This is a genomic window from Helicobacter mehlei (assembly GCF_007280785.1).
Lineage (GTDB): Bacteria > Campylobacterota > Campylobacteria > Campylobacterales > Helicobacteraceae > Helicobacter > Helicobacter mehlei.
In genome coordinates this window covers 72,445-97,808 of the sequence record NZ_VKGC01000001.1, presented here as the reverse complement: position 1 = coordinate 97,808, position 25,364 = coordinate 72,445, and the positions used below count along the sequence as shown (strand labels likewise).

Here is a 25,364-nt window from a genome sequence, read left to right as displayed (position 1 = left end):
AGTGTATTGGATGACACCCCTCTTGCCTCGTCTAAAAGCGCACCTTGAAACCCTTGCCAATGCTCCAAAAACAACACCCGATCAAAACTCTATATTGTCCGAATCAATATCGCTTGTGCCCGCACCCACGCCCTGTTGATAATTGCGCATTTGTTTGAAGACTTGCGCTTTGATGCGCTCAATGGCAGCACCTCTGTCGCGTTGATCCGCACTGAGCTGTTTGGAAAAGATAATTTGGCGTTGGCAATCTTTGATATTGATCTCCAAACCAATGTGGAATTGTCCATTGGCTTGACTCTCAAAGATTTTATTCTCAATGGTGTAAAAACCAGTCTGGTTAGTTTGTTGCACAAAGCGGGCATATTGTCCTGTGATCGCATCGGCAATTTCTTGATCGGAGTGGCTTGCAAAAATGATATTGGCTTTAGGCTTGGGGCTGTTGGCTTTGATAATGTCTTGATAAAACTGCGTGGATTGGGGCGTGCGTCCATAGGCACTCAAAATCTCATGCATAGGCTCCATCTTGTCCAAGAGGGCTTGGATTTGCTGTTTTTCTTTGATAAAAATGCCATGACAACCCGGGGTAGGCTGAAAGGGAGTGAGGGTGTTGTAAAGATTGGTGTAGCGTTTGGCTAAGAGGGACAAGAACATGTTCTTGTTGAGTTTAAGACGGGTATAGCATGTGTGGTGCGTGCATTCTTGTTTGTCTAATTGGACATTGACAAACTTGATGGAATCCACCACAAGTTGGATACGCTGACTCGATCGTTTGTCCAAGGTTTTATTTACCCTAGTGGTGTCGCTGGTGGTTTCAGAAGCCACATGCACCGCAATACTGCTAGCCAAGTCGCTTAAAGCTTTTTGCTTGGCAACTTCTTTACTCGATCCCGATCCGCTCCCATAAAAATAAGCCGGGTTAGTGGGTGTTTTTTCATACCAATGGGGGATGGCATTGAGGGCTAGGGGAGCACAGATAAAGATAAGGTACAATCGTTTTAACATAGCGATCCTTTGAATAAAGTTAGCAGATCATAGCATAAAAAAATGAGCACTACCACAACACTTTAACAATGTTGGTGTATTCAAAGCTCCTAATGTAAAGGATGTTGTGTTTATTGGAGCAGTATGTATCAGGCAATAAAAGCATGTTGTGGGCGGGGCATTGTTGCAGGCTAAAGCTGTAGATGGGTTGCCCTTCAGATTGGATAGAAACCTGTTCATTAGGGGTATTGAGGATACGGGCGATATAAATTTTGCGTGGGAAAGTTACTGAGTTGCGGATATCCGCAGAGGCACTGGCCATGGCAAACAAAGAGGAGACTAACCCACCCATCACCCCTAAATAGTTATTAGACAGAGCTTCAATCCCTAACTTTAAAATCGTGGAAGTAATGGCCCTTGTGAGGATGTAGGGGAGTTGTTTTTTAAATTCGCTTGCAATGAGCCCATCTACATAGACAAGCTCCTCAAAGTCCTTATTTTGTCTAGGGGTGGTGATACTAAAAGAGTTATGAAAATCTGAGCCATCTAGGAACTGTGGGAGGGCTAGGCTGGCATCATAGACCCCGTTAGGCAGGGGCAGGGGGAGATCAATTTTAAACTCTTGCTTGGTCGCTTGTTTACCATCTTCAATAAAAATCCAAGTGAATTTTTCTTTTGTAGGGTTAGCAAAGAATAAAAGATCCTCGCCTGTGGTGATCGAATGGGTGATCCCATAGGCTTCTTTGATGTAATCCATGCCCTTAGATCGATCGTTGTTGAGGGCATAGAAAAGCCCGGAGAGATAGGATACGGCTGGATTGATCAGATCGCTGTAAGCTTGGAAGTGATCCAAATTGGAATAATCTTGAGCCAAAATGGCATTAACCTGTGCGGCCGAATCTTGTGCGCTGAGTTTAGACGATCCTTTCTCTTGCATCTTGCTAATTGCTTTTTTGATTTCTTTGTGGTAAAACTCCTTGGCCCGCCTTTGGCGATCGTTGGCGCGGTTAAACTCAACCCGCGCACCATTGATGTCTCCTAGAAGCAAATAATCCATAGCTTTGTAATAATTCAAAAACACGCTCTCATAAACACTCCCCGTGTAGGATTTGACATTGTCATTAATCAAGATCGCACCCAAGTCCCCCATAGACTTCCCAAAGAGATTTCTGTGGCGATCAAATCTGGCTTCTGCGGCATTGAAAGCTTGGATGGATTGTTTGTAATGCCCTAACATCAGAGCACTCATGCCATTATCTAAATGCCATAACAGCGCATTCTTATGGTCCTTTTTACCCCTTTTTTTAGAAAAAGCATAGGCATCTTGCATGCCAAGCGGGGAGTAATAGGCGTGATCAAAGCGGGCAAAGGCTGCACGCTCCCCGGTACAACCGTATAGAAATAAAAACAGGAGAGCGATCCAATAGATCGTATAGCTCCTCTTTTGTTTTGATGGCGTTTGTTGGGTTTTCGTTTGCATTATGTCGGTGTCTCCGTCATTTGAATTTGCCTGCATTTTATCAAAGTATAAGCAAGTTTTAACTACAATCGGCTCGCCTTTTCCTAGACCTATGCAATGGGGTGTTAGGATAACGCTTCAGGGTGGAAACACAGCAGAGTAGCTTGATATCTTGTGTGCCTTAGTCATCTGGGGGAAGGTAGTTGATCAAAGAATGGCCGTATGAAAATCCTCTTTATGGGTGCACCCTTGTTTGCTCAAGTAGTCTTAGAACATTTGATCCAGCAAGGTTTTTGTATTTTAGGGCTTGTAACCCAGCCTAGTAAGCCATTTGGGCGATCTAAACAGCTCAAAGATATGCCCACAAAAGCCTTTTTACAACAACACAACCCAGCTATTCCCATTTTTGAGCCCGCCAAAATCGATGCACCCTTCATAGACAAAATACGCACGCTCAAACCCGATGCGATCGTGGTGGTCGCCTATGGCAAGATTTTACCCCAAGCCTTTTTGGACATCGCCCCTTGTCTGAATTTGCATGGCTCGCTCTTGCCCCAATTTAGGGGGGCATCCCCCATGCAAGAGATGATTTTACACGATCTGCCTACCTTTGGCGTGAGCGTGATTGCAATGAGTGCTAAAATGGATGAGGGGGATATCTTAGGCACAGCCTCCTTTAAACCAGAGGGGTATTTAAATTTAGGGGAGTTGGGCGCGCGTTTAGCTCCGATGGGTGCTCAGTTGGTAGGCCATGTGCTCAATAATCTAGCCAACATCACGCCCCAACCCCAAGATCATGCCCAAGCCACCTATTGCAAGAAAATCAGCAAGACCGATGGTTTGGTCGTCTTTGGGTGTGCCAAGTCTCTTTTTTTAAAGTCTTTGGCCTATGATCCATGGCCGGGGGTGTTTTTAAAAAGTGGTTTAAAACTCTTTGGCGTGCAACTCTTGGAGTCTAGCCAAACCCACCAACCTGGGATCATTCTTGGCATGGAGAATCAAAGCGTCATCATTGGTTGCCAAAAAGGAAGTTTGAAAATCTCTGCCTTGCAAGCCCCGGGCAAGCAAAAAGTAGAGGCTAAAGCTTATTTGAGTGGCAAGCGTTTAAAAATCCATGATATTTTAGAGTGATGCGCTTTTGTTATTTTAAAACTCTACCCTCTACCCAGCTTTATTTGCTCCAACAAATCAAAGATGGAACACTGGATTTACCCGTCTGTGTAGTGGCTAGGCACCAAAGTTCTGGGATTGGTAGCCGCCATCAGGTATGGGAGAGTGTAGAAAAGGCCTTGACCTTCTCTTTTGCCTACCCTTTAGGCGATCTAAGCTCTGATGTGCCCCAACAGAGTTGGAGCGTGTATTTTGGGTATTTGTTTAAACAGAGTTTGCAAACACCCTGCGTGTGGCTCAAGTGGCCCAATGACCTTTATAAGGAAAAAGCCAAAATAGGGGGCGTGATGACCCAGATTTGCCACAATGTGGTGGTGTGCGGGATTGGTCTTAATTTGCAAGCCAGCCAGCATGGTGCCCTAGGAGAGGTCGATTCGACAGAGGTTTTAACGCGTTTTTTTGCCATGTTAGAGGCTAAACCCTCGTGGCTAAGTGTCCTAGAGCCCTATAGTTTAGAGTTTAAAACTAACCACTACGATTTGCACTTCAAGCAAGGCGATCAACAAATATTTTTTAAAGAGGCGCACTTGCTAGAAGATGGGGCTTTGCTCATCGCGGGCAAAAAATACTATAGCTACCGCTGATGTTTTAAGCCAAGCTTTGTTAAGATAACCCTTTAATCGTTAAGGAATAGGCATGAATATCTCTATCAATTTGTATTTAATGTTGGTCGTGTTTGTTACTTTTATCGTGCTGATGTGGCTCTTGCATCTATGGGTCTATCAGCCTCTGTTGGCTAACATGGACGGGCGGGAGGGTTCTATGCAAAAAGATCGGCAGTTTATCGACAACACCACCAAAGAGATCGTTGCTAGCAAACAAGAGGCCAAGAATCTACTAAGAGAGGCACGGTTGCAAGCGGATAAAATTTTGCAAGATGCCCTCCAGCAAGCCCGCTCTAACTATGAAGTGGTGTTGGCGCAAAAAGAGGAGGAGCTCAACAAAGACTATAAGCGTTTTGCCACGCAATTAAAGGAAAGTAAAAGTAATTTGAAATTACAATTGTTGCAGGATTTGCCTGCTTTGGAGGCATCGTTGAAATTAAAAATATCTCAAATGTAGGGTTACCTTTGATGGAGCGCGTGTTGGTCGGGGTGTTGGCTTTAGGGGCTTTGTGTTGGGCAAGTGGTGGGGAGGCAATGGACATTTCCCAAACAGATATTGTGGAACGGGTCTTGAATTTCATTTTGTTCATGGGAATTTTGTGGTATGCGATGGGGGGGGCTTTAAAAAAGATGTTGTTACAACGGCGGGCGCGCATCTCTGAGAAACTCAGCAGTTTACAGGAGGAACGCCAAGCCATCAAAGAGGAAAAGGAACAGGCATTGCGCTCTTTAGAGGAAGCCAAGCAAAAGGCCAGCCAAATTCTCTCCAATGCCAAACAAGAAGCCTATCTTTTGACCCAAAAACACGAGCAACTCTCTAAAATCGCCATAGAAAAGCTCATCAAAAACCACCAGAGTCTGATGGACAAAGAGGAAGTCAAGGTCCAACAAGAAGTGATCGATGAGGTGCTTGAAGAACTCTTTAAATCCAAACAAGCCCATTTTAATCTGCCCACTTATATGCACCTCCTCCACCAAAGGGTCATCCCATGATAGAACTGGTCGCTAAAAAATATGCCAAAGCGTTGCAAGATAGCTTTCAGGCTCAAGATCTCGAGCAAGTTGTGCAGACCCTAGAGGGTTTGGTAGCTTTCTATGATCATGCCGAGTTTGTGGAGATCATCCATTCGCCTTATTATCCTAGTTCTTTTAAAGAGGAGCTTTTGACCAGCGTTTTAGAAGAACAAGACAGCAGGGTGCGTAATTTGATCCGCCTTTTGGCAACACACAAGCGCCTAGGTTTGTTGCCCCATATCTACCAAGATTTGCTTAGCTGGATACAAGAAAAGAAAAGTATTTATAGGGGGTTTTTATACACTAACCAAGAGGTGTCTTTGGAACAACTCAAGCACTTGGAACACAAGGTATCCGATCGCTTGGAAGTTGGCCTGAGTTTAAAAGTCTTTGTGGATGAGGAAATGGAGGGGATTAAGCTGGATATTCCGGGTTTAGGGCTTGAGATCGCCTTTTATAGAGACAATTTTTTTGCCCAACTCAAGCACCATATCATGGAAGCGGTCTAAAAATAACAAGGAGATAAAGTGCCAAAGTTAAAAGCAGATGAGATTAGTGCCCTCATTAAGGAGAGAATTGAAAATTTTGAGTTAGATGTCAATATCACGCAGGTAGGGCGGGTAATCGCTTATGCTGATGGCGTGGCTAAGGTTTATGGGCTTAAAGATGTGATGTCTTATGAAGTGGTGGAATTTGACACCGGTGATCGTGGACTGGCTTCCAACCTAGAAGAGGGGAGTATTGGGGTGATCGTTTTGGGGGGTGGGAAGCACATTAAAGAAGGGACTTCTGTTAGACGTACCAAGCAATTAATGAAAGTGCCGGTAGGTGATGCTGTCGTGGGGAGGGTGATTAACACACTGGGCGAACCCTTAGATGGCAAAGGTGCATTGGGGGCAGACACCTTTAAGTTTGTGGAGCAAAAGGCCCCGGGGATTATGGATCGTAAATCCGTGCATGAGCCCTTGCAAACCGGCATTAAAGCAATCGATGCGCTTGTGCCCATTGGGCGCGGGCAAAGAGAGCTCATCATCGGGGACAAGCAAACCGGTAAAACCACCGTGGCAATCGACACAATCATTAACCAAAAAGATCAAAATGTGATCTGCATCTATGTGGCGATTGGGCAAAAAGAATCCACCGTGGCACAGGTGGTGCGCAAATTAGAGGAATATGGGGCAATGGAATATAGTGTTGTGGTCAATGCCCCCGCCTCTGCCTCCCCAGCGATGCAATATTTGGCCCCCTATGCTGGGGTGACTATTGGGGAATATTTCAGAGATCAAGGGCGGCACGCTTTGATTATTTATGATGATCTAAGCAAGCACGCTGTGGCTTATCGCGAAATCTCTTTGATTTTGCGCCGACCCCCCGGGCGCGAAGCCTTCCCCGGCGATGTGTTCTATATCCACTCCAGATTGCTCGAGCGTGCGGCTAAAATGAGTGATGAAAAGGGGGCAGGCTCGCTGACAGCCCTCCCCATCATTGAAACCCAAGCAGGCGATGTGTCGGCTTATATCCCCACGAATGTGATCTCCATCACAGACGGGCAGATTTTCTTAGAAACTGACTTGTTTTACTCCGGTATCCGCCCGGCGATCAATGTTGGCTTATCCGTGTCTCGTGTGGGTGGGGCGGCGCAAATTAAGGGCACCAAACAAGTTGCCGGCACTTTGCGCTTGGATTTAGCCCAGTATAGAGAATTGCAAGCTTTTTCGCAATTTGCTTCTGATTTAGACGAAGTGAGTCGCAAACAATTAGAACGGGGGCAACGCATGGTAGAAGTGCTCAAACAACCCCCCTACTCGCCCCTGCCCATTGAAAAGCAGATTGTGATTATCTATACCGGTGTCAAGGGCTTTTTAGATGGTATCCCGGCTAATAAGGTGGTGCAGTTTGAAGAGAGCCTTTATCCTTTCTTGGAGTCCAAGTATTCTAATATTTTAGAGGATATCCGCACCAAGAAAGCCTTAGACAAGGATTTAGAAGCCATGTTAAAAGTTGCGATTGAAGAATTTAAAATCGGGTTTGTGATTTAGGGGGGCACATGGGTGGGAGTTTAAAAGAAATTAGAAAAAAAATCGCCAGTGTTAAGAATACCCAAAAAACGACCCGTGCCATGAAACTCGTTTCCACTTCTAAGCTTAAAAAAACCGAAGAAGTGGCACGCCGCTCTAAGATTTTTGCCCGCAAGCTCAACGAAGTTTTTGCCGATATTTGTGCCAAGATCAAGACTAGGGGTTTAAAAAGTATTGAAAGCCAGTATTTTTTCCAATTAGAAAAAACCCAAATCCAAAAGATTGATATTATCTTTGTTACAGCTGATAAGGGGCTTTGTGGGGGCTTTAATGTTGCTACCATCAAAGAAGTGGTGCGTTTGATTAACCACTATAAAGAACAAGGGATTAAGGTGCGCTTAAGGGGGATTGGCAAAAAGGGTGTAGCGTATTTTGCTTACAACGGGATTAGCTTACTGGATAAGGCTTTAGATTTGAGCTCCTCACCTGATTATGATCGCGCAAGTGCCTTTATTGATAGGGCGGTGCAAGATTATTTGAATGGTTTGACCGATAGCGTGGTGATTATCCATAATGGGTTTAAAAACATGATCTCCCAGCAGATCAAAATCAAAAAGATACTTCCATTAGAATTTGATAGCACCCAACTAGAAGAAAATAGTCTCCATAGTGGAGAGACACAGGAGGGGATCATGGTCGAACCTGATGATGAAGAGGGTGTGATCTTAGATGCTTTAGCTAAAAAATTCATTGAGTTTAACATGTATTACGCTTTGCTCGATTCCCTAGCAGCCGAGCATAGCGCGCGCATGCAGGCGATGGACACAGCGACCAATAACGCTGCTGATTTGGTGCGTTCGCTCACAATCTCTTATAACAAGGCACGTCAAGAGGCGATCACCACTGAGCTTGTCGAGATTAATGCCGGCGTGGAAGCGATTAGATAGTTTAAGGAGAAGACATGGAAGATCAAAACATGCAAGTTGGCAAGGATAAAAAAGAGGGGCACATCATTCAGGTGATGGGTCCTGTGGTGGATGTGGATTTTGATTCCTATCTCCCCATGATTTATGAAGCCCTAGATGTGGTTTATGATTTTGATGGGGAGAGCAAACACTTGGTCTTAGAGGTGGCGGCACACTTGGGGGATAAACGCGTGCGCACCATTGCGATGGACATGACAGAGGGGCTCACACGGGGGCAAAAGGTAGTCGCAAGGGGCAAGATGATCGAAGTGCCCGTAGGGGAGGCGGTCTTGGGGCGTATCTTTAATGTTGTGGGCGAAGTGATTGATGACAAAGAATCCTTAAAAGAACCCACCCTTTGGCCTATCCACCGCGTCGCCCCTGCCTTTGAACAACAAAGTACCAAAACCGAAATGTTTGAAACCGGGATTAAGGTTGTGGATTTATTGGCCCCTTATTCTAAGGGCGGTAAAGTAGGCTTGTTTGGGGGTGCGGGTGTGGGTAAAACCGTGATCATCATGGAGCTCATCCACAATGTTGCCTATAAGCACAGCGGTTACTCTGTGTTTGCGGGCGTAGGCGAGCGCACTAGAGAGGGCAACGACCTTTACCACGAGATGAAAGAGGGGGGCGTTTTAGATAAAGTCGCGCTGTGCTATGGGCAGATGAATGAACCCCCGGGGGCAAGGAATCGCATTGCTTTTACGGGTTTGACTATGGCAGAATACTTTAGAGATGAAAAGGGCTTGGATATTCTCATGTTTATTGATAATATCTTTAGATACGCCCAATCAGGAGCAGAAATGTCGGCGTTATTGGGACGTATCCCCTCTGCTGTGGGTTACCAACCTACACTAGCCAGCGAAATGGGCAAACTCCAAGAGCGTATCACCTCCACCAAAAAAGGTTCGATAACTTCCGTGCAAGCGGTGTATGTGCCCGCCGATGACTTGACCGACCCCGCCCCAGCCTCTGTATTTGCCCACTTGGATGCCACCACGGTTTTAAACCGCAAAATTGCTGAGAAGGGCATTTATCCGGCTGTCGATCCGCTCGATTCCACTTCGCGCATCTTAGACCCCCAAGTGATCGGGGACTTGCACTATAAAGTCGCTACTGGGATTCAACAGATCTTGCAGAAATATAAAGATTTGCAAGACATCATTGCGATTTTGGGGATGGATGAACTCTCTGAGGAAGATAAGCGAATCGTGGAGCGCGCCCGTAAAGTGGAGAAATTTCTATCCCAGCCCTTTTTTGTAGCAGAGGTCTTTACGGGTAGCCCGGGCAAGTATGTAACCCTCAAAGAAACCCTAGAAGGTTTTGGGGGGATTTTGGAGGGCAAATACGATGATATTCCCGAGAACGCCTTCTACATGGTAGGGAGTATCCAAGAGGTCATCGAAAAACATGAGAAAATGAAAACTGAGGGGCGGGACAAAAAAGAAAAAAGCGCATAAGGCTAGGTGATGGGTGCGATGGACTTAATGGTTAGCATTGTGGTGCCACAAGGTGAGATTTTTGCCGGTCAAGTGGATCGCATCACTCTACCCGGAGCAGAGGGTGAATTTGGCGTGCTCAAAGGGCATAGCAACATGGTTTCTTTGCTCAAAAGTGGGGTGGTTGAAATTGAAAGGGAACAGCAAATTAGTTTGATTGCGATCAACTGGGGGTATGTTGAAGTCAAGCATGCGAGCGTGGATATTTTGGCCGATGGGGCAGTGTTTATCAAGGGTGACGATGAGGTCTATAAGGCTAAAAAGCTCCTAGAAGATGCCACTTCCGATCGCATCGCAATTTCTAGCGTGATCGCCAAAATTGAAGCACATGGTTTAAGGTAGCCGTCGTGATCGCTGACTTTTTTAATGAGAGTGGTTGGGTAACCATTGCGGTGATCGCTTTGCTTTCACTGTATTTTATTTTAACCTTGTGGATATTTTTTTACAAATATGTTTCCATTAAAAGCAATATTATGCGTGAGAAGGATTCCCTAGAAGCCATTATTGATGGCCGCCAAGAGATGCCTAACTTCAAGTTATTTAAAGAAATTGGCGCACGGGTATCCCACGAGCTCTTGTCTGTGTGGAAGGGGCAGGTGCTCAAGCAAAATACCACCGGGTTAGTGGTGCTGAGTATCGTGGCTTCCACCGCACCCTTTGTGGGCTTGTTTGGAACAGTGGTGGAGATTTTGAATGCCTTTGGGCATTTGGGCACAGGTGGGCAAGTCTCTTTTGAGATCATCGCCCCGGTCATCTCAAAAGCCCTAGTAGCCACTGCAGCGGGCATTTTAACCGCTATTCCGGCTTATTCCTTCTTTTTGATCTTAAAGCGCAAAGTCTATGATCTGTCCGTGTTCGTGCAAATGCAAATTGATGTTTTGGTAGCCAAAGAGAAGTAATGTCTTATGTAGTAGATGATTGGGACAATGACAAACCAGAACTGAATATCACACCCTTAGTGGATATTATGTTGGTTTTGTTGGCGATCTTGATGATCACCACGCCCACCCTCACTTACCACGAATCGATAGAATTGCCCAAAGGTTCCAAAAACACCAACACCCCTAAGAACAAGATTTTGGAAATCCGCATGGACATTAAGGGCAATATTTACATCAATAAAGACACCTACCAACTTGCCTCCTTCCCCAAAGCATTTTTGCAAATTGCTACCCAATACCCTAAAAACACCCCCGTTTATATCCGAGCCGACAAAGGCTTGATCTACGATCACATCATTTTTTTACTCAAAAATATTAGAGAGGCGGGCTTTCATAAGGTTTCTCTAGTAACCAGTGCGTGATGAAAAACCAAGTTCTCTTTGTGGGATCGGGATTTTTGGCATGCATAACCTATGCGTTTTTATTAAGTCTGCTTTTAATACAAATCCAAACCCCTAAACCTACCCCTACGATTTTGCAAACTATGGATATTGATTTTTTAGTCGAAACTCCTGCTAAGTTGCCTGCACCCAAAGAGACCCCTAAACCCATCCCAACCCCTCCCAAAAACACCCCTCAACCCGACCAAAACCCCTTTAAACAAGACTTGGGCGTGCAAGATGTGTTTTCATCCATTCAGGGGTTTAAACATGCCCCACCCAGCCCTAAAAAAGCCACACCCCCGCCTCAGCCTAGCGTGAGCAAGGAGCAAATCCAGCAAATGCGGCAAGCTCAAGAGTTATTACAAGGGATTCAATTCAACCAACACCAGCAAGCCTTTAAGGATTTGCAGAGCAGTTTAAATAATTTTCAGGAGCATTTGCAGGTCATTAAAAATAAGGACATTGATTTCCAAGTGCCCCAAAAAGAAAACACATCGGATCAAGAATTTAAAGCTTGGGTGCAACAAATTTACAAAATCCTAGACGATCAATGGCATTTGCACTTTTACCAAAAAACCCAAGCAAGTGTGATAATTTACATTTCAGAGGAGGGCAAACTGCAGTTTAGCGTGGTCAAACCCTCTCCTTTTGCCGATTTTAACCAACAAGTGTTCACCTTCTTAAGTGCCCTAAAAAACAAAACCTTCCCCCCCTATCCGGGCAGACGGGCGATCACTCTCCAAGTTAATTTTAAAACAAAGGATTAATGATGCGGATTTTATGGCTTGTGCTGTGCGCCTCGTGCCTCTTTGCTGCCGATGCGGATTTAGATATTATCAAAACCATTCAAAAACTCTCTAAAGTTGAAGTGCGCTACACCAACCCCCAAAGCCCCTATCTCAAAAAAATTTACACCATGCTCTTAGCCGATTTGAAGATCAGTGGGCATTTTAAAGTCATTACGGGCGGGTTGCAACAACCTAACAACCCTAACTACAATGCGCTAGCTTCTCAGGGTGTGCGCCTATTGGTCGAATTAAGCATGGAAGAGCCCACTCAAGTTAATGTCCGTATCCATGATGTCCAAAACAAGAATATTCAGAGCATTAAGGATTATGCCTTTGAGGATAAAACCCTCTACCCCTTCATCGCCCACCATGTGGCAACAGATGCCCATGCTAGTCTAAACTTGCCCTCTGTGGCTTGGATGAATCGCCTAGTGGTCTTTGCGCGCTATATCGAACCCGGGGTTACCAATATTGCGGTGGCAGACTACACGCTGACCTACCAAAAGGACATCATCCAAAACAATTTGTTAAATCTCTTCCCCAAATGGGCCAATACCGAACAAACAGAGATCTATTATACGCAATATCTCCAAGAACCCACCATCGTTAAATACAATATCCAAGATGGCTCTAGTGAGGTCATTGCCCAAAGCGAGGGGATGGCTGCCGTTTCTAGTGTAAGTCCTGATGGAAAAAAATTGCTTTTAACCCTAGCACCCGAGGGGCAATCTGATATTTTTTTATACGACACGGCCAAAAAAACCCAAGAACGCTTGACCCAATACAGCGGGATTGATGTTTCTGGTATTTTTATCAACCATGCCAAGTCCATGGTTTTTGTCTCCGATCGATCTGGTCAGCCAAATATTTATATCAAAAAGCTTAACCCCAATGCTCCCGCCGAGCAGGTGGTCTATTATGCCCAAAATAACGATTCGGTGAGTGCTTTTGGAAATAAAATTGCCTTTGTGAGCCGTGAAGAACGCGATGAGAATGGACAAAGTGCTTTCAATCTCTACATGATCACGCTCAAAAGCAACCATGTCCGCCGTTTGACTGCTAGCGGAGTCAATCAAATGCCCCACTTCTCTGAAGATGGCAAGGCGATCATGTTTGTCAAAAAAGCAGCCCAACAAAGTGCGCTAGGTGTAATCTTGCTAGATTATAACCAAAGCTATCTTTTTCCGCTGAAGGGCATTAACATCCAATCCTTTGATTGGTGATCACTGGTTTTTTAAAGTTTTGTTATATAATCAGGAAAATTAGTTTCAAGGATGGTTATGAACGCAACGATGAAGGGAGTTCTTTTGCTTGGTTTGTTAGTTGTGGGCTGTGCTGGTCGCCATGTGCCCCCGGCAACTTTACCTCCTGAGCAACCCACACCAGCTCCACAGCCCGCCTTTAAGCAGGATCAGACCATGCAAAAAGAGCAGGTGCAACCCCAACCCACACCAGCTCCACAGCCCGCCCCACAGCCACAGCCAGAACCCCAACCCGCTCCAACCCCAGAACCCCCCAAGGCTACTTTCCCTAGTGGCACGATCATTGGAGAAATTTACTTTGACTTTGACAAATACAGCGTGCGCACAGACATGCAAGATGTGATCGATGAGAGTGTGCAAAAGATTAAAGATTCACACATGAAAGTCCTCTTAGAAGGCAATACGGACGAATTTGGCACGGGCGAATATAATTTTGCATTGGGCTTAAAACGTGCCTTGAGCGTCAAGCGGGCTTTGATTGTCAAGGGCATTCCCAAGGAGACGATTAAGATTGTCAGCTATGGAGAGACCAAGCCAGCATGCCAAGAAAAAGTCAAAGAGTGTTACCGCAAGAACAGAAGAGTGAATATTAAAGTGGTGGATTAGGTGGGTGTTGTGGTGTCCCGTTTTGGACTGTATGTAGGGCTTTTGGGGGTTCTTTGTGCCGAGCCCTCTGCTTTTGATTTGCAGAGTGGTGCGACCAAACAAGAGCTCAACACGCTCAAATCCAGTAACCGGAATTTAGAAAATATCCTCACCACTCTACAAAACCAAACCGATGCGCTTTCACAACACCAAGATGGGCTCAATAATCTTTTTAAAGGCCAAGCAGCCAAGTTGCATGACTTCTCCACAACGCTAGAGAGCCACGATCAAGCCCTCAAATCCTTGAAGGCAACCCAAGAGATGCAAGCAGACATGCTCAAAAGCCAAGCCAACTTGTTAGAAACCCTCAAAACCCAAGTGGAGAGCAATAAAAACGCCCTCCAACAACTCGATCAAAAAATTGCCGCTACCAACCAGCTCATCACGCAGATGAATACCGATTTTGCTAGTAAGTTGGCAACTATCCAAAAATCCATTGATGATCAAGCGCAGGCAAATGCCCAAAAACTCCAAGAGCTTGCCCGCATCCAAGAAAAGATAATCCAAGAAAAAACCACCCCCCCCCAAGTCCCTACCCCACCATCCCAAGCTCCAGCTCCAGCAACTACCCCCTCCCCCCAAACCCCGCCCGTGATCGTCCCCACCTCCTCCTCCCCCTCCAAAGAGTCCGCTCCCCAAGTCCCGCAGTCCTTTATCAAAGATTATGGCAAGCGCAAAGAGATTTTTCAAGAGGCTTTGAAACTTTTCCGCCACAAGCAACACGAGCAAGCGGGCGCACGGTTTGAGTGGTTGGGCGAAATCAAGTACCGACCTGCCTATAGCTATTACATGGCTGGAGAATGCGCCTATGAACAAAAGCACTACACCCAAGCGATTAGCTTTTACAAGCATAGTGCCCTCATCAAGGATAAAACCACCTACATGCCCATTTTGCTTTGGCACACCGCTTGGTCTTTTGGGTTTTTGAAGGATCAGGCTAATTTTGAACGATTCATGCGCTCTTTAAGCCAACTCTACCCCCAAAGCGAGCAGGGCAAAAAAGCCACTGAGATTTTGCAAAAAAGGCAGAAAACAGAGTCCAAACACTAGGTTTATGCTACAATAGCCCACCTAAAAAGAAAGGACATCTAATGCAAGAACAAGCACAAGTTGCCATCATTGAATACCAAGTACGCGATCAAGCCACCCAAGAAATTTTAGATTCCAATGTGGGGCAAAAGCCCCTAGAGTTTTTGATGGGTGCTGGACAGGTGATTGTAGGGATTGAAAAGGCAGTTTTGCATGCCAAAGTGGGCGAGAGCTTTAGTGTTGCCATCCCCCCCCATGAAGCCTATGGCGAATACCGCACCGATTATCTCCAAGAAGTCCCCAGAGATCAGTTTGAGGGGATTGAGTTAGAGCGGGGCATGACCCTCTTTGGACAGGGCGAAAATAACCAGAGCGTGCAGGTGAGTGTGAAAGATTTTAGCGATAAAATGGTGATGTTGGATTATAACCACCCCTTAGCAGGCAAGGAACTGGTTTTTGATCTCAAGGTACTAGGCTTTAGAGAGGCCTCTGAACAAGAGATTTTGCGCGGGCATGGCGGGGGTGCTAAAAAATGTTGCGGGGGTGGGTGTGGGTGCTCACACTAGAGTGCACCTAGTTTTTCTAGCAAGCTAGCCTCATCTAGGATTTCAATTCCTAGCTTACGCGCCTTTTCTAGCTTGTTCCCGGGGTTTTCTCCGCAAATTAAATAATCTGTCGTTTGGCTCACCCCTGTTTGGACATGCGCGCCGAGTTGCTCTAGGCGACTAACCACTTGTGCCCTAGGCTGGCTTAAAGTGCCCGTGATCACCACATTTTTACCCGCCAGAAAAGAAAAAGATGGTTGGGATTTTGGGGGGGTCCGTGGCTGGATGCGCTCTAAAAGTTCTTGGATCAAAGAAATATTTTGGTGGGCAAAATCCACAAAACAGTTCGCCATTTGACTCCCAAAACCCTCGATCGCTTGGATTTGCTCCACACTCTGCAAAAAAACCTCCAACCCGAAAGTTTGGGCTAATTTTTGACTGGCTGCTTTGCCGATATGCTCGATTCCTAGCGCATTGATAAAACGCCACAGCGGGGCGTGCTTGGTGTTGGCAATGCTCTCTATGAGATTTTGAGCCTTTTTGTGTTTCCAGCCAGGCAGAGCTAGCAAATCTTCTAATTTGAGATCGTAAAGACTGGCAATATTGGAAAGTAAGCCCCTTTGATAGAGTTGATCGACGCTTTTTTGCGCCAAGCCCTCTATCTCTAAGCCTTCTTTAGAGGCAAAATAAACGAGACTTTTTTTGATCCGTGCTGGGCAAGTGGTGTGCGTGCAGATCAAAAAAGGTTCTTGGCTAGCCAACTCGCTTTGGCACTCCGGGCAATGCGTGGGGGGGGTGATGGGGGTTTGTGTACCATCACGCAAGTGGGTTAAGGGCTTAATAATCTTGGGGATCACATCCCCGCTCCTAATCACCACTACGACATCATTTAGGCAAATATCTTTTTTTTGCACTTCGGTGTAATTGTGCAGAGTAGCCCTAGAAATAGTCGCACCCTCCAATTCTATAGGCTCTAAAAGCGCTACAGGTGTTACCACCCCGCTACGCCCCACTTGTGGCAATACCCCTAATAAGCGGGTGTGTTTCTCTAGGGCAGGGAATTTGTAAGCAATCGCAAAACGCGGGGCTTTGATCGTCCAACCCAATTCTTCTTGTAAGCCCCAATCATCAATCACAATCACCATCCCGTCCATTTCAAAGGGGGCTTGGGCACGCTTGGCTAATAACTGACTATAGGCTTGTTGGATTTGTCCAGCGTTTTGGCAGGCGATAAACTCTAGGTTCAAAAAACCCCAGCTAATCACTTGATCCATCATCGCCTTAAAACTTGGGTTACTAGAATCGATATGCCCTAATCCCCAAGGTAAAAAGCTGAGTTTACGTTTGGCAGCGATGCTGGAGTCTAATTGGCGTAAGCTCCCCACAGCAGCGTTCCTAGCGTTAGCAAATAAGGGTTCTTGTCGTTCTAGGCGTTGCTTGTTGAGGGTAAAAAAATCATTCTTTTTGAGCACTACCTCCCCGCGAATCTCGATAGGCTTTGTGTAGGGGATGTTGAGCGGGATAGATTGAATCGTTTTGGCATTATGGGTTACAAGCTCGCCCTCTGTGCCATTGCCGCGCATGGTAGCACTCTGCAATTGCCCGCCTTCATAGTAGAGATTGAGTGATGCGCCATCAAGTTTGGGCGAACAAGTGAAGGTGGCATTGGGATAGTCTTTGAAAACGCGGCTAAGCCATGTTTGCAACTCGGTGCCATTAAAGACATTGTCCAAGCTCCACATACGCACCAAATGCACTTTTTTTGGCAAGTGATCCAAAATAACCCCGCCCACACGCTGGGTGGGCGAGTGGGGCAAAATCTCTTGGGGGTGCTTGGCTTCATACTCTAGGGCTTGGCGGTAACACGCATCATACTGGGCATCGCTGACCAAAGGATCGGCCAAGACATAATAATGATGTGCCCACTTGACCAACTGGGAAACCAAGAGCTGGTAGCCCTTAAAAGTTTGTATCATTTGCTAGCTCTTGCTATAATGGCGTTAATTTAGGGTAAATTTTATCTCTTTTTAGGTTAAAATAGCTTGAGCGACTATATCGCCTAAAGGATAGTTTTGATTAGCGACATTGATAGCACCATTTCTTTACACCTCAATAACGAAGCGCAATTCTTGTGTTTCACGCTAACGAGCGATGGAAACAACGATGCCGAATTGTATGGCATTAATATTTTTAAGATCCGCGAGATCATCCATTATGATGGTGATGTAACTGAAACGGTGGGGGGCAATGAGGGCATGATGTTGGGTTTTTTGACTATTCGGGGTGAATCTGTGCCCTTAATTGATGTGGGGCGTTGGCTCTACTACGATGCGCGCATGCCCAATCGGGATTTGAGTACTTCTTCTGTGCAGAGTGATAAAAACTTGGTCATTGTGTGCGAGTTTTCGGGGTATGTGGTGGGTTTGAAGATTTTTGCAATCAAGCGGATTGTGCATAAGAGTTGGGGGGAGATCAGCGTGGGGGACAAGCAGGGTTTTGATGCGGGGGGGAAGGTGAGTGCAATCACGCGTTTTGAGCAAGAGCGGGTGATTCAGATTTTAGATGTCGAAAAGATGTTAGTAGAGACTTTCCCGGCGATCCAAGAATTAGACTTCCTCAAAACCCAGTTTGTTGAAGCGGTGCAGAGCGATAAAACGATCTTTATTGCTGAAGATTCGCAAGTGGCGATGAAAAATTTAGAAAAGATCGTGGAGAGTTTGCATTTAAAATACGAAACCTTTCCTAATGGGGATGAGCTCTTGAAACGGCTTTTTTCAGACAACATGATCGATGAGGTCGGGGCGGTGATCACGGATTTAGAAATGCCGGTTGTATCGGGCTTTGAGGTGCTCAAGCGCATTAAAGCCGACGCGCGCACCAAGCATTTACCCGTCATCGTCAATTCTTCCATGAGTAGCGAATCTAATAAACAACTTGCCGACTCGTTACACGCTGATGGGTTTGTGATCAAGTCCCATCCTCATGAGATCCAAGAACTCTTACAAGGATATTTAAAAAAATAATAAAGGCAACGCATGCTGAGGACGCAATTATGTGCAGAGGTGGGGGTAGAACATATCCAAAAAAAGGTGGAGTTATGTGGGTGGTGCAATAACTACCGCGACCATGGGGGTGTGGTTTTTATCGATCTGCGTGATAAAAGCGGGTTGGTGCAACTGGTCTGCGATCCTAGTTCGCCCGCCTACGAGCAAGCTAGCTTGGTTAGGCATGAAGATGTGTTGGTTATAGAAGGTGTAGTGCGCCCTAGGGGAGAGGGCTTAGAAAATCCCAAGCTCAAAACGGGCAAAATCGAGGTGGTGTTAGAATCTCTGCGACTTGAAAATAAAAGCCTAACCCCACCCATTGCCATAGGCGATCCAAGTGTGAATGAGGATCTGCGTCTGCAATACCGCTTTTTGGATTTGCGCGCCCCTAGGGCTTATGAGATTTTTAGAATGCGTAGCAAGGTGGCTAAAGCCGTGAGGGATTGTCTGGATCGCCTAGACTTCTTGGAGATTGAAACTCCCATGCTCTCTAAAACCACCCCCGAAGGGGCGCGCGACTTTTTAATTCCTAGCCGTGTGCATGACGGGGCATTTTTTGCCCTGCCCCAAAGCCCCCAACTCTTCAAGCAAATTTTAATGGTAGCGGGCATGGATCGCTATTACCAAATTGCCAAATGTTTTAGAGATGAAGACTTGCGCGCTGATCGCCAACCCGAGTTTACCCAAATTGATGTGGAGATGAGTTTTTGCACTCAAGAAGATGTCATTGGAGTTGCCGAAACGCTTTTAAAAGAAGTCTTTGCCAATGTGGGCATAGAGGTCAAACCCCCCTTTAAACGCCTAGATTACCATGAAGCGATGGAAACCTATGGGAGCGATAAGCCCGATTTGCGTTTTGGGTTGCCCTTAGTGGAGGTGGGCGATCTGTTTTTGGATTCTAGCAATGAGATTTTTAAAACAATCGCCAGCGATCCCAAAACTAACCGCTTTAAGGCTTTGAAAGTTCCCGGTGGCGATGGTCTGCTCACCCGCAAGGATTTAGGTCAAGCGGAGGAATTTGTGCGCCAGTTTGGGGCTAAGGGGCTAGCCTATATCCAAATCAAGCCCGAAGGGGCTAAGGGACCCTTGGTCAAATTTATGCCACCCCACTCTTTGCAAACGCTTTTGGATCGCTTGCAAGCTAAGAATGGGGATATTATTTTCTTTGGCGCAGGCGAGAAAAAGATCGTATTAGATTACATGGGGCGTTTGCGCTTGAAATTGGGTGGCGATCTCAACCTGATTGATTTAGATGCCTTTAATCTGCTTTGGGTCGTGGATTTTCCCATGTTTGAGCGCAACGAAGGGAAGTTAAGTGCCGCCCACCACCCCTTTAGCCTACCTAAAGACATTGACAACCCCAACCCTGAGGAAGTCCAGTCGGTAGCCTATGACATCGTGTTAAATGGCGTGGAACTGGGCGGGGGGAGCATGCGTATCCACAAAGAAGAAATCCAAAAAAAGGTCTTTGAAATCTTGGGCATTGGCGCGCAAGAGGCGCAAGAAAAATTTGGCTTTTTGCTGGATGCCCTGCGTTATGGCGCACCCCCCCATGGGGGCTTTGCGATTGGTTTTGATCGTTTAATCATGCTCTTAGCCAAGGTGCCCAGTATCCGTGATGTGATCGCCTTCCCCAAGACTCAAAAGGCAACTTGTCTATTAAGCCAAGCCCCTAGCCCCGCTAGCGAGGAACAATTAAGAGAATTGCATATCCGTTTAAGAAACCCCAAAAAAACCTAAAGGAGATCAATGAAATCTTTATTTTTAATCATCGGAGCCCCGGGTAGCGGGAAAACCACAGATGCACAACTAATCATGGAGCGCAATCCAGACACCATGGTGCATTATTCTACAGGTGATCTGTTGCGTGCTGAGATTGCTAGTCAAAGTGAGCGGGGGCAACACATCGCTCAATTTACCAGCAAGGGCGAATTAGTGCCCCTAGAAATTGTCGTGGATACCATTATCCATGCCATTAAAGGGGCTAACAAAGATGTGATCATCATCGATGGCTATCCGCGTAGTGTAGAGCAAATGCACGCTTTGGATCGCGTACTTAAAGCCCAAGAAGAAGTGAAATTAAAAGGCGTGTTTGAGGTCAAGGTCAGCGAAGCAGTGGCCAGAGAGCGTGTTTTAGGGCGTGCGCGGGGCGATGATGATAAAATTGAGGTTTTCAACAACCGCATGCAAGTTTATTTGAAACCCCTAGAACATTTGGTGGAGTTTTACAAAGTGCAGGAAGTGCATCAAGTTATCAATGGTGAGCGCGCCATTGAAGAAATTGTAGGCGATTTGCAAGCGCGTATCCAAGAAAACATTTAAGGAAAAACATGGACATCTCAAAAATCCCCACTGGGAACAACCCCAATAAAGTTAATGCGGTGATTGAAATCCCCTACAACTCCAATATCAAATATGAGGTCGATAAAGAGAGTGGTGCGGTTTTGGTGGATCGAATCATGTATGCCTCTATGGTCTATCCAGCCAATTATGGCTTTGTGCCCCACACCTTGAGTCTCGATGGCGATCCAGCCGATATTTTGGTGCTAGGTGAAGACCCTCTGCAAGCCGGGAGCGTGATCCCTTGTCGTTTGATTGGCGTGTTGGTGATGGAAGATGAAAGCGGGATGGATGAAAAACTCTTGGCTGTGCCCCTAGAAAAGATCGACCCGCGTTATGCCAAAATCCAAGATTTAGAGGATTTGCCCCCCATTGTGCTCCAAAAAATCAAACATTTTTTTGAAACCTACAAGGATTTAGAGCCCGAAAAATGGGTCAAGGTCAAGGACTTTGGCAATAAGAGTAAAGCCCAAGAAATTTTGCAAAAGGCGATTGAGAATTACCAAAAATAGGCTTTAGTTATGTAAAATCCGTGCAAGTCTTTTAGAAGGATTTGTCGTGGGCTTGCGCATTTTGGCGTGCTTTTTGGCTACTTTTGTAGCAAATGGCTTGGCGCGTTTTGGGTATGTGGTGTTGATCCCTTTGCTCATCCTCTCTGGGAAACTAAGCGAAAACCAAAGTATCCAGCTGGGCATTGCGGTGATGGTTGGTTACATCTTTGGAAGTGTGACTTTAAGTTTCTTGCAAAAGTATCTCTCTTTAGAAAGTATCGCTAAAATTAGTTTTTTAGTAATTGCCCTCAGCTTTTTTGCTTGCTTTTTTGATTATTTACCCTTTGCTTGGAGCTGGGCCTGGCGTTTTTTAGCTGGCGTGGCTTCATCGTGTTTGATCGTCTTATCCGCTCCTCTGTGTTTGCCCTTTGTGCCCGAATACAAGCGATCCATGGTCAGTGGGCTTGTTTTTAGCGGGATTGGGGTCGGGGCTGTCTTTAGTGGCTTCATTTTGCCCCATTTTGCCCATGCGATCCACTTTGCATGGATTTTCTTAGGTGCAATTAGTCTATTTGCCTTTGGTCTGGCTTGTTTTTCACTAAGGACCCTGCACCCTGCTAAAACGGCTACCAAACACGATCACCCTTTTAAAATCTCCTATTTTTTTGCTCTCTTGCTGGTTTCAGTCGTGTTAAACGCCATTGGTTACTTACCCCACACGCTTTTTTGGGTGGATTATTTGGTGCGTTTTTTGCACTTTAGCAAGGAGAGTGCGGGGACTTCGTGGGCATTTTTTGGCTTTGGCGCGGCTTTGGGGACAATATTAAGTGCCTGGCTAGCCCAACGGGTGGGCTTAAAAAACGCCTCCAGCATTATTTTAACCCTTAAAACCCTCTCTTGTGTCTTGGCAGCCTTTTCAACCAATCTCTACTGGCTCAATCTCTCCATTTTTCTCATGGGATTGGGCACAACGGGGAATTTGACCTTGACTAGCACCATGGCTTTTCACATCATGGGCAAAGAACATTTTGTCCAAGCCTCTAGCGTGATCACCTTGAGTTTTGCCATCTTCCAAGCCCTTTTTTCTTTTATCTTCACTTGGGCACTCGGGTCGGTGAGCTTTTTTGCTATGTTTGTGGTGTGTGGGCTTTGTTTGCTAGCCAGTCTGCTCGTGCTCTTGCCCCTCCCCCAACATTTATTTAAGTCTTAATCCATGACCATCATTTTTGCCAGCAACAACGCCAAAAAACTCCAAGAACTGCGCGCGATTTTGTCCGAATTTGAAGTCCAGAGTTACCGCGTCTTTTTGGAGCCTCTAGAGGTGGTTGAAACAGGGGCTAGTTTTAGTGAGAATGCCCACCTCAAGGCACGCGCCATTTATGATCGCCTCCCCCATAAAAACGATCTGTGTGTCTTGGCTGATGATAGCGGTTTATGTGTGGATGCTCTCAATGGAATGCCCGGAATTTTTAGCGCACGCTTTGCAAACATTTCTGAAAATGCCCACCAAATCGCCCAAGGGCATTTTGCGACCCCACAAAAAGACTCGGAGGATACAAGCAATAATCTCAAACTCCTGGCTTGTTTAAAAGAGTTGGGGATTAGCCAGTCTAAAGCTTCTTTTGTGTGTGTCATGGCGTTGTGTATGCGTGTGGGTGGGGTGTTGCAAGAAAAAAGTTTTAGGGGGGAGTGCAAGGGCAAAATTTGCCAAGCCCCCCTAAACCCAAAAGCCTTTGGCTACGATCCACTCTTTATCCCTAAGGGGCACACCCTAACTATGGATCAAATTCCAGAAAAAAACACCCTCTCGCATCGCTTTTTGGCTTTGCAACAATGCAAGGAGTTTTTAAAGCTCTATTCTTAACCCTTACTTGCACCAACGGCTTGAGTTTTTATTCTCCCCACGCCCAGCACAAAGAGTAAAAGTAGCAAGAGTAGGGCATATTGGCACAAAAGCCCGCCAAAATGCCCCAAAGAGAGCAAGAGATTGATTTTAGGATAGCTAGTGATCCAGTTAGAATAACGATCCCAACTGAGTGCCAACAAACCCGCCCCAATGATATTGCCCACTCCCACTAGCATAAAATGAATCTGCCCCTCCATGGCCCTAAAAAGCCATCCACATTCACATCCACCGGCTAGCACAATGCCAAAACCAAAGAACAAACCCCCAATCAAAATCCCCGGGGAAGCCCACATGATTTTTGCCGGAACGCCCAGTTGGATATAGCCAAACACCCCGATACTAGCGATCATCATGCCCACAACCAACGCGCAAGCCGGACCTGTCTTGCCCCATACAAATAAATTTCTAAAAGCACAAGTGAAGCAAAATTGTGCCCGGGCAATCACAAAGCCAAAAAACCAGCCAAAGCCTATCGCCCATGCCAGCGTGGCTAAGGGAGCGCGCCAAGCTAGAGCAATCACACCGACAAACACTCCTAAACCCAAGATGACCCCAACTTTAAGGGGCAAAACAACCCCTAGAGATTTGGGGCAACTTACAGGACGCACAATTTTAAGCCCCAAATAGATACCCGCTAAGCTAGCCCCCGTAAAAAACCACGCATGCAAGCTAAATTGGGGAATACCCGTCATAAAACTTGCCAAATTACAGCCCATCCCCAGTCTAGCCCCAAAGCCTGCTAAAACACCCCCCAGCAAGGCACGCATAAAATGTGGTGCATATCTGAGGCGCACACCCCCACGCCATAGAGCCGCACAAAAAGCCCCCCCAAACATCCCTAAAACCATCATCCCATCCACGCGTTCCAAAACACCACCCGATAAGCCAATGATTTTAAAATAGCCCAAGTGGGCTGTATCCACGCCCAACAAGTCTAAAATATGAGCACTCCAACGGGTCAATTCTCCCGTAAGTGCCCAGTAGGTACCGGTTAGACCAAAGTAAAAGACAGAAGCCACGCAGAGAGTCAAGGCACAAGGTAAAAACGCCCATTTCTGTGTGAAAAAACGCACGCAAAACCCTAAAATGAGAATACGCCCTAAAAGCGTGTCAGCCAAACTGGCCCATTAAGAAGAAAGCTATTCTAACAAAAATAGTTGAATATTGGGGTTAGCCAAGGGGCTTCTAAGTGAGTTAAAGAGTTATTGATCTTGCTCACCTATGTTCTTGAGCATACAACAAGCGCAAATCATTCAGGGGGGTTAGTTGCCCTTTGTGTTTTGTGTAAAAATAGTCCCAACCATTGTGGTTGATTTTGTTGAGAATCTTGGCACTCATTTTGTGGATGGAGAGCACCACCCCGCTACTATCTTGCACATGTCCGCTAGGCAAAACTTGGCATTGCTCCACCCCACTTGGGGAATATAAAGCCTGCCCCACTTGCAAATACCCTGAATTGACTAAGGTTTTCATCGCCACTTTGGGGGGCTTGCTCTCATGCTCTAAAGCACTGAAAGAGTCCATAGATACAGGTATTTTGGCTATCCGCTCTAAAGCAGCTTGGATGTAAATAGGGTCTTTTTCAATGCCCAAGAAGTTACGCCCCAATCTTTTAGCCACCGCCCCTGTGGTGCCCGTACCAAAAAAGGGGTCTAGGATTAAGTCCCCTGGTTTTGTTGCCATTAAAAGCAACTTTTCTAAGAGCTTTTCGGGCTTTTGGGTGGGGTGGAGCTTACACCCCTTGGTGTCTTTGAGTCTTTCAGCCCCCACACATAGGGGGATTTCCCAAATGGATTTTTCTTGCTTGCCCCCATTGAGGGCTTTTAAGGTTTTGTAATTAAAAGTGAAGGGGGTTTTTTTATCCCTAGCACACCAAAGCAAGCTCTCATGGGCATTGCATAGGCGATTGCCATTAAAATTGGGCACGGGATTAGATTTTGCCCAAATGATGTCATTAATCACCCAAAAGCCTAAATTTTGCATCAAAGCCCCTAAGCGGTAGATGTTTTGGAACGAGCCAATGACACAAATACTCCCCCTTAAAACCCGTTTGCACTCTGTTAGCCATGCCCCACAAAAGCTATCATAGTGGGCAAAGTCTTTAAATTTGTCCCACTCTGCAACCACGCCACTAAACTTCGCCCCACCCACTCTTAAAAGCTCCCCTGAAGTTTGCATAAAATAGGGCGGGTCGGCAAAGATAAAATCCACACTGCTACTGGGCAAAGTCTTTAAAAGGGCGACACAATTACCCTTTAAAATGATATTGGTTTGCAAGG

At 46.0% G+C, this 25,364-nt stretch carries 27 protein-coding genes and 1 other RNA gene; 23 read left to right on the top strand and 5 right to left on the bottom strand.

Annotation, left to right across the window (positions count from 1 at the left end; translation table 11 throughout):
• Positions 1 to 81: 81 nt before the first annotated feature.
• Together FNE76_RS00515 and FNE76_RS00510 are read right to left on the bottom strand one after the other, a co-directional pair.
• Positions 82 to 1,002, bottom strand: coding sequence for an LPP20 family lipoprotein (locus FNE76_RS00515; RefSeq protein ID WP_185962944.1), 921 nt, complete (start codon positions 1,000 to 1,002; stop codon positions 82 to 84).
• Positions 1,003 to 1,051: 49 nt separating this feature from the next.
• Positions 1,052 to 2,461, bottom strand: coding sequence for a COG3014 family protein (locus tag FNE76_RS00510; RefSeq protein WP_185962943.1), 1,410 nt, complete (start codon positions 2,459 to 2,461; stop codon positions 1,052 to 1,054).
• Between the two features lie 80 nt (positions 2,462 to 2,541).
• On the opposite strand from FNE76_RS00510, the gene ffs reads away from it, so the two are divergent.
• The 17 genes from ffs (at position 2,542) to FNE76_RS00425 (ending at position 15,325) form a co-directional block, all read left to right on the top strand.
• Positions 2,542 to 2,639: signal recognition particle sRNA small type (ffs, locus tag FNE76_RS00505), an RNA gene on the top strand.
• Between the two features lie 23 nt (positions 2,640 to 2,662).
• Positions 2,663 to 3,571 (top strand): methionyl-tRNA formyltransferase, encoded by a 909-nt coding sequence (gene fmt / locus FNE76_RS00500; RefSeq protein WP_120948077.1) that lies wholly within the window; start codon positions 2,663 to 2,665, stop codon positions 3,569 to 3,571.
• Entirely contained in the window at positions 3,571 to 4,194 is a 624-nt protein-coding gene (locus tag FNE76_RS00495; protein ID WP_120948076.1) for a biotin--[acetyl-CoA-carboxylase] ligase, read from the top strand. The genes fmt and FNE76_RS00495 overlap by 1 nt, the downstream gene beginning before the upstream one ends.
• A 52-nt stretch (positions 4,195 to 4,246) precedes the next feature.
• Entirely contained in the window at positions 4,247 to 4,672 is a 426-nt protein-coding gene (locus tag FNE76_RS00490; RefSeq protein WP_120948075.1) for a F0F1 ATP synthase subunit B family protein, read from the top strand.
• A gap of 11 nt (positions 4,673 to 4,683) precedes the next feature.
• Positions 4,684 to 5,208, top strand: coding sequence for a F0F1 ATP synthase subunit B family protein (locus FNE76_RS00485; protein ID WP_235852227.1), 525 nt, complete (start codon positions 4,684 to 4,686; stop codon positions 5,206 to 5,208).
• Positions 5,205 to 5,738 (top strand): F0F1 ATP synthase subunit delta, encoded by a 534-nt coding sequence (locus tag FNE76_RS00480; RefSeq protein ID WP_120948073.1) that lies wholly within the window; start codon positions 5,205 to 5,207, stop codon positions 5,736 to 5,738. Before FNE76_RS00485 ends, FNE76_RS00480 begins: the two co-directional genes overlap by 4 nt.
• Before the next feature lie 18 nt (positions 5,739 to 5,756).
• Positions 5,757 to 7,268, top strand: coding sequence for a F0F1 ATP synthase subunit alpha (gene atpA, locus FNE76_RS00475; RefSeq protein WP_120948072.1), 1,512 nt, complete (start codon positions 5,757 to 5,759; stop codon positions 7,266 to 7,268).
• Between the two features lie 8 nt (positions 7,269 to 7,276).
• Positions 7,277 to 8,194, top strand: a complete 918-nt coding sequence (gene atpG, locus FNE76_RS00470) for an ATP synthase F1 subunit gamma (protein ID WP_120948071.1) — start codon at positions 7,277 to 7,279, stop codon at positions 8,192 to 8,194.
• A gap of 14 nt (positions 8,195 to 8,208) precedes the next feature.
• Complete coding sequence (gene atpD / locus FNE76_RS00465) at positions 8,209 to 9,672, top strand: F0F1 ATP synthase subunit beta (protein WP_185962941.1); 1,464 nt, start codon at positions 8,209 to 8,211, stop codon at positions 9,670 to 9,672.
• Between the two features lie 18 nt (positions 9,673 to 9,690).
• Positions 9,691 to 10,053: an ATP synthase F1 subunit epsilon gene (atpC, locus tag FNE76_RS00460; RefSeq protein WP_162983070.1), complete on the top strand. Its 363-nt coding sequence runs from the start codon at positions 9,691 to 9,693 to the stop codon at positions 10,051 to 10,053.
• A gap of 5 nt (positions 10,054 to 10,058) precedes the next feature.
• Positions 10,059 to 10,610 carry a MotA/TolQ/ExbB proton channel family protein gene (locus FNE76_RS00455; RefSeq protein ID WP_120948069.1) on the top strand — a complete coding sequence of 184 codons (552 nt, stop codon included), beginning with the start codon at positions 10,059 to 10,061 and terminating at the stop codon, positions 10,608 to 10,610.
• Positions 10,610 to 11,014 carry an ExbD/TolR family protein gene (locus FNE76_RS00450; RefSeq protein WP_120948068.1) on the top strand — a complete coding sequence of 135 codons (405 nt, stop codon included), beginning with the start codon at positions 10,610 to 10,612 and terminating at the stop codon, positions 11,012 to 11,014. The genes FNE76_RS00455 and FNE76_RS00450 overlap by 1 nt, the downstream gene beginning before the upstream one ends.
• Positions 11,014 to 11,802 carry a TonB C-terminal domain-containing protein gene (locus FNE76_RS00445; RefSeq protein ID WP_120948067.1) on the top strand — a complete coding sequence of 263 codons (789 nt, stop codon included), beginning with the start codon at positions 11,014 to 11,016 and terminating at the stop codon, positions 11,800 to 11,802. The genes FNE76_RS00450 and FNE76_RS00445 overlap by 1 nt, the downstream gene beginning before the upstream one ends.
• Positions 11,803 to 11,804: 2 nt before the next feature.
• On the top strand, positions 11,805 to 13,046 hold the full coding sequence (tolB, locus tag FNE76_RS00440; protein WP_120948066.1) for a Tol-Pal system protein TolB: 1,242 nt from the start codon (positions 11,805 to 11,807) through the stop codon (positions 13,044 to 13,046).
• A 57-nt stretch (positions 13,047 to 13,103) separates the two neighbouring features.
• On the top strand, positions 13,104 to 13,691 hold the full coding sequence (locus FNE76_RS00435) for an OmpA family protein (RefSeq protein ID WP_120948065.1): 588 nt from the start codon (positions 13,104 to 13,106) through the stop codon (positions 13,689 to 13,691).
• Between the two features lie 9 nt (positions 13,692 to 13,700).
• Entirely contained in the window at positions 13,701 to 14,780 is a 1,080-nt protein-coding gene (locus FNE76_RS00430) for a tetratricopeptide repeat protein (protein WP_143928322.1), read from the top strand.
• A gap of 41 nt (positions 14,781 to 14,821) precedes the next feature.
• A complete protein-coding gene (locus FNE76_RS00425; RefSeq protein ID WP_120948216.1) occupies positions 14,822 to 15,325 on the top strand; it encodes an FKBP-type peptidyl-prolyl cis-trans isomerase in 504 nt (167 codons plus the stop codon).
• On the opposite strand, the gene ligA is transcribed toward FNE76_RS00425, so the two are convergent.
• On the bottom strand, positions 15,322 to 17,280 hold the full coding sequence (ligA, locus tag FNE76_RS00420; protein ID WP_120948215.1) for an NAD-dependent DNA ligase LigA: 1,959 nt from the start codon (positions 17,278 to 17,280) through the stop codon (positions 15,322 to 15,324). The genes FNE76_RS00425 and ligA overlap by 4 nt on opposite strands.
• Before the next feature lie 96 nt (positions 17,281 to 17,376).
• Between ligA and FNE76_RS00415 the strand changes: the two genes are divergently transcribed.
• The 6 genes from FNE76_RS00415 to FNE76_RS00390 are packed head-to-tail and all read left to right on the top strand — an operon-like array spanning position 17,377 to position 23,043.
• On the top strand, positions 17,377 to 18,327 hold the full coding sequence (locus FNE76_RS00415) for a chemotaxis protein (protein ID WP_120948214.1): 951 nt from the start codon (positions 17,377 to 17,379) through the stop codon (positions 18,325 to 18,327).
• Between the two features lie 12 nt (positions 18,328 to 18,339).
• A complete protein-coding gene (gene aspS / locus FNE76_RS00410) occupies positions 18,340 to 20,088 on the top strand; it encodes an aspartate--tRNA ligase (protein ID WP_120948213.1) in 1,749 nt (582 codons plus the stop codon).
• Between the two features lie 9 nt (positions 20,089 to 20,097).
• Positions 20,098 to 20,670 (top strand): adenylate kinase, encoded by a 573-nt coding sequence (locus FNE76_RS00405; protein WP_120948212.1) that lies wholly within the window; start codon positions 20,098 to 20,100, stop codon positions 20,668 to 20,670.
• Positions 20,671 to 20,678: 8 nt separating this feature from the next.
• Positions 20,679 to 21,200, top strand: a complete 522-nt coding sequence (ppa, locus tag FNE76_RS00400) for an inorganic diphosphatase (RefSeq protein WP_120948211.1) — start codon at positions 20,679 to 20,681, stop codon at positions 21,198 to 21,200.
• A gap of 52 nt (positions 21,201 to 21,252) precedes the next feature.
• Positions 21,253 to 22,389: a YbfB/YjiJ family MFS transporter gene (locus tag FNE76_RS00395; RefSeq protein ID WP_205585517.1), complete on the top strand. Its 1,137-nt coding sequence runs from the start codon at positions 21,253 to 21,255 to the stop codon at positions 22,387 to 22,389.
• Positions 22,390 to 22,392: 3 nt separating this feature from the next.
• A complete protein-coding gene (locus tag FNE76_RS00390; RefSeq protein WP_120948209.1) occupies positions 22,393 to 23,043 on the top strand; it encodes a non-canonical purine NTP pyrophosphatase in 651 nt (216 codons plus the stop codon).
• Here the strand turns inward: FNE76_RS00390 and yedE are convergent.
• Positions 23,040 to 24,203: a selenium metabolism membrane protein YedE/FdhT gene (yedE, locus tag FNE76_RS00385; protein WP_185962940.1), complete on the bottom strand. Its 1,164-nt coding sequence runs from the start codon at positions 24,201 to 24,203 to the stop codon at positions 23,040 to 23,042. The genes FNE76_RS00390 and yedE overlap by 4 nt on opposite strands.
• A 97-nt stretch (positions 24,204 to 24,300) precedes the next feature.
• On the bottom strand, positions 24,301 to 25,362 hold the full coding sequence (locus FNE76_RS00380) for a DNA-methyltransferase (protein WP_120948208.1): 1,062 nt from the start codon (positions 25,360 to 25,362) through the stop codon (positions 24,301 to 24,303).
• Positions 25,363 to 25,364: the final 2 nt, after the last annotated feature.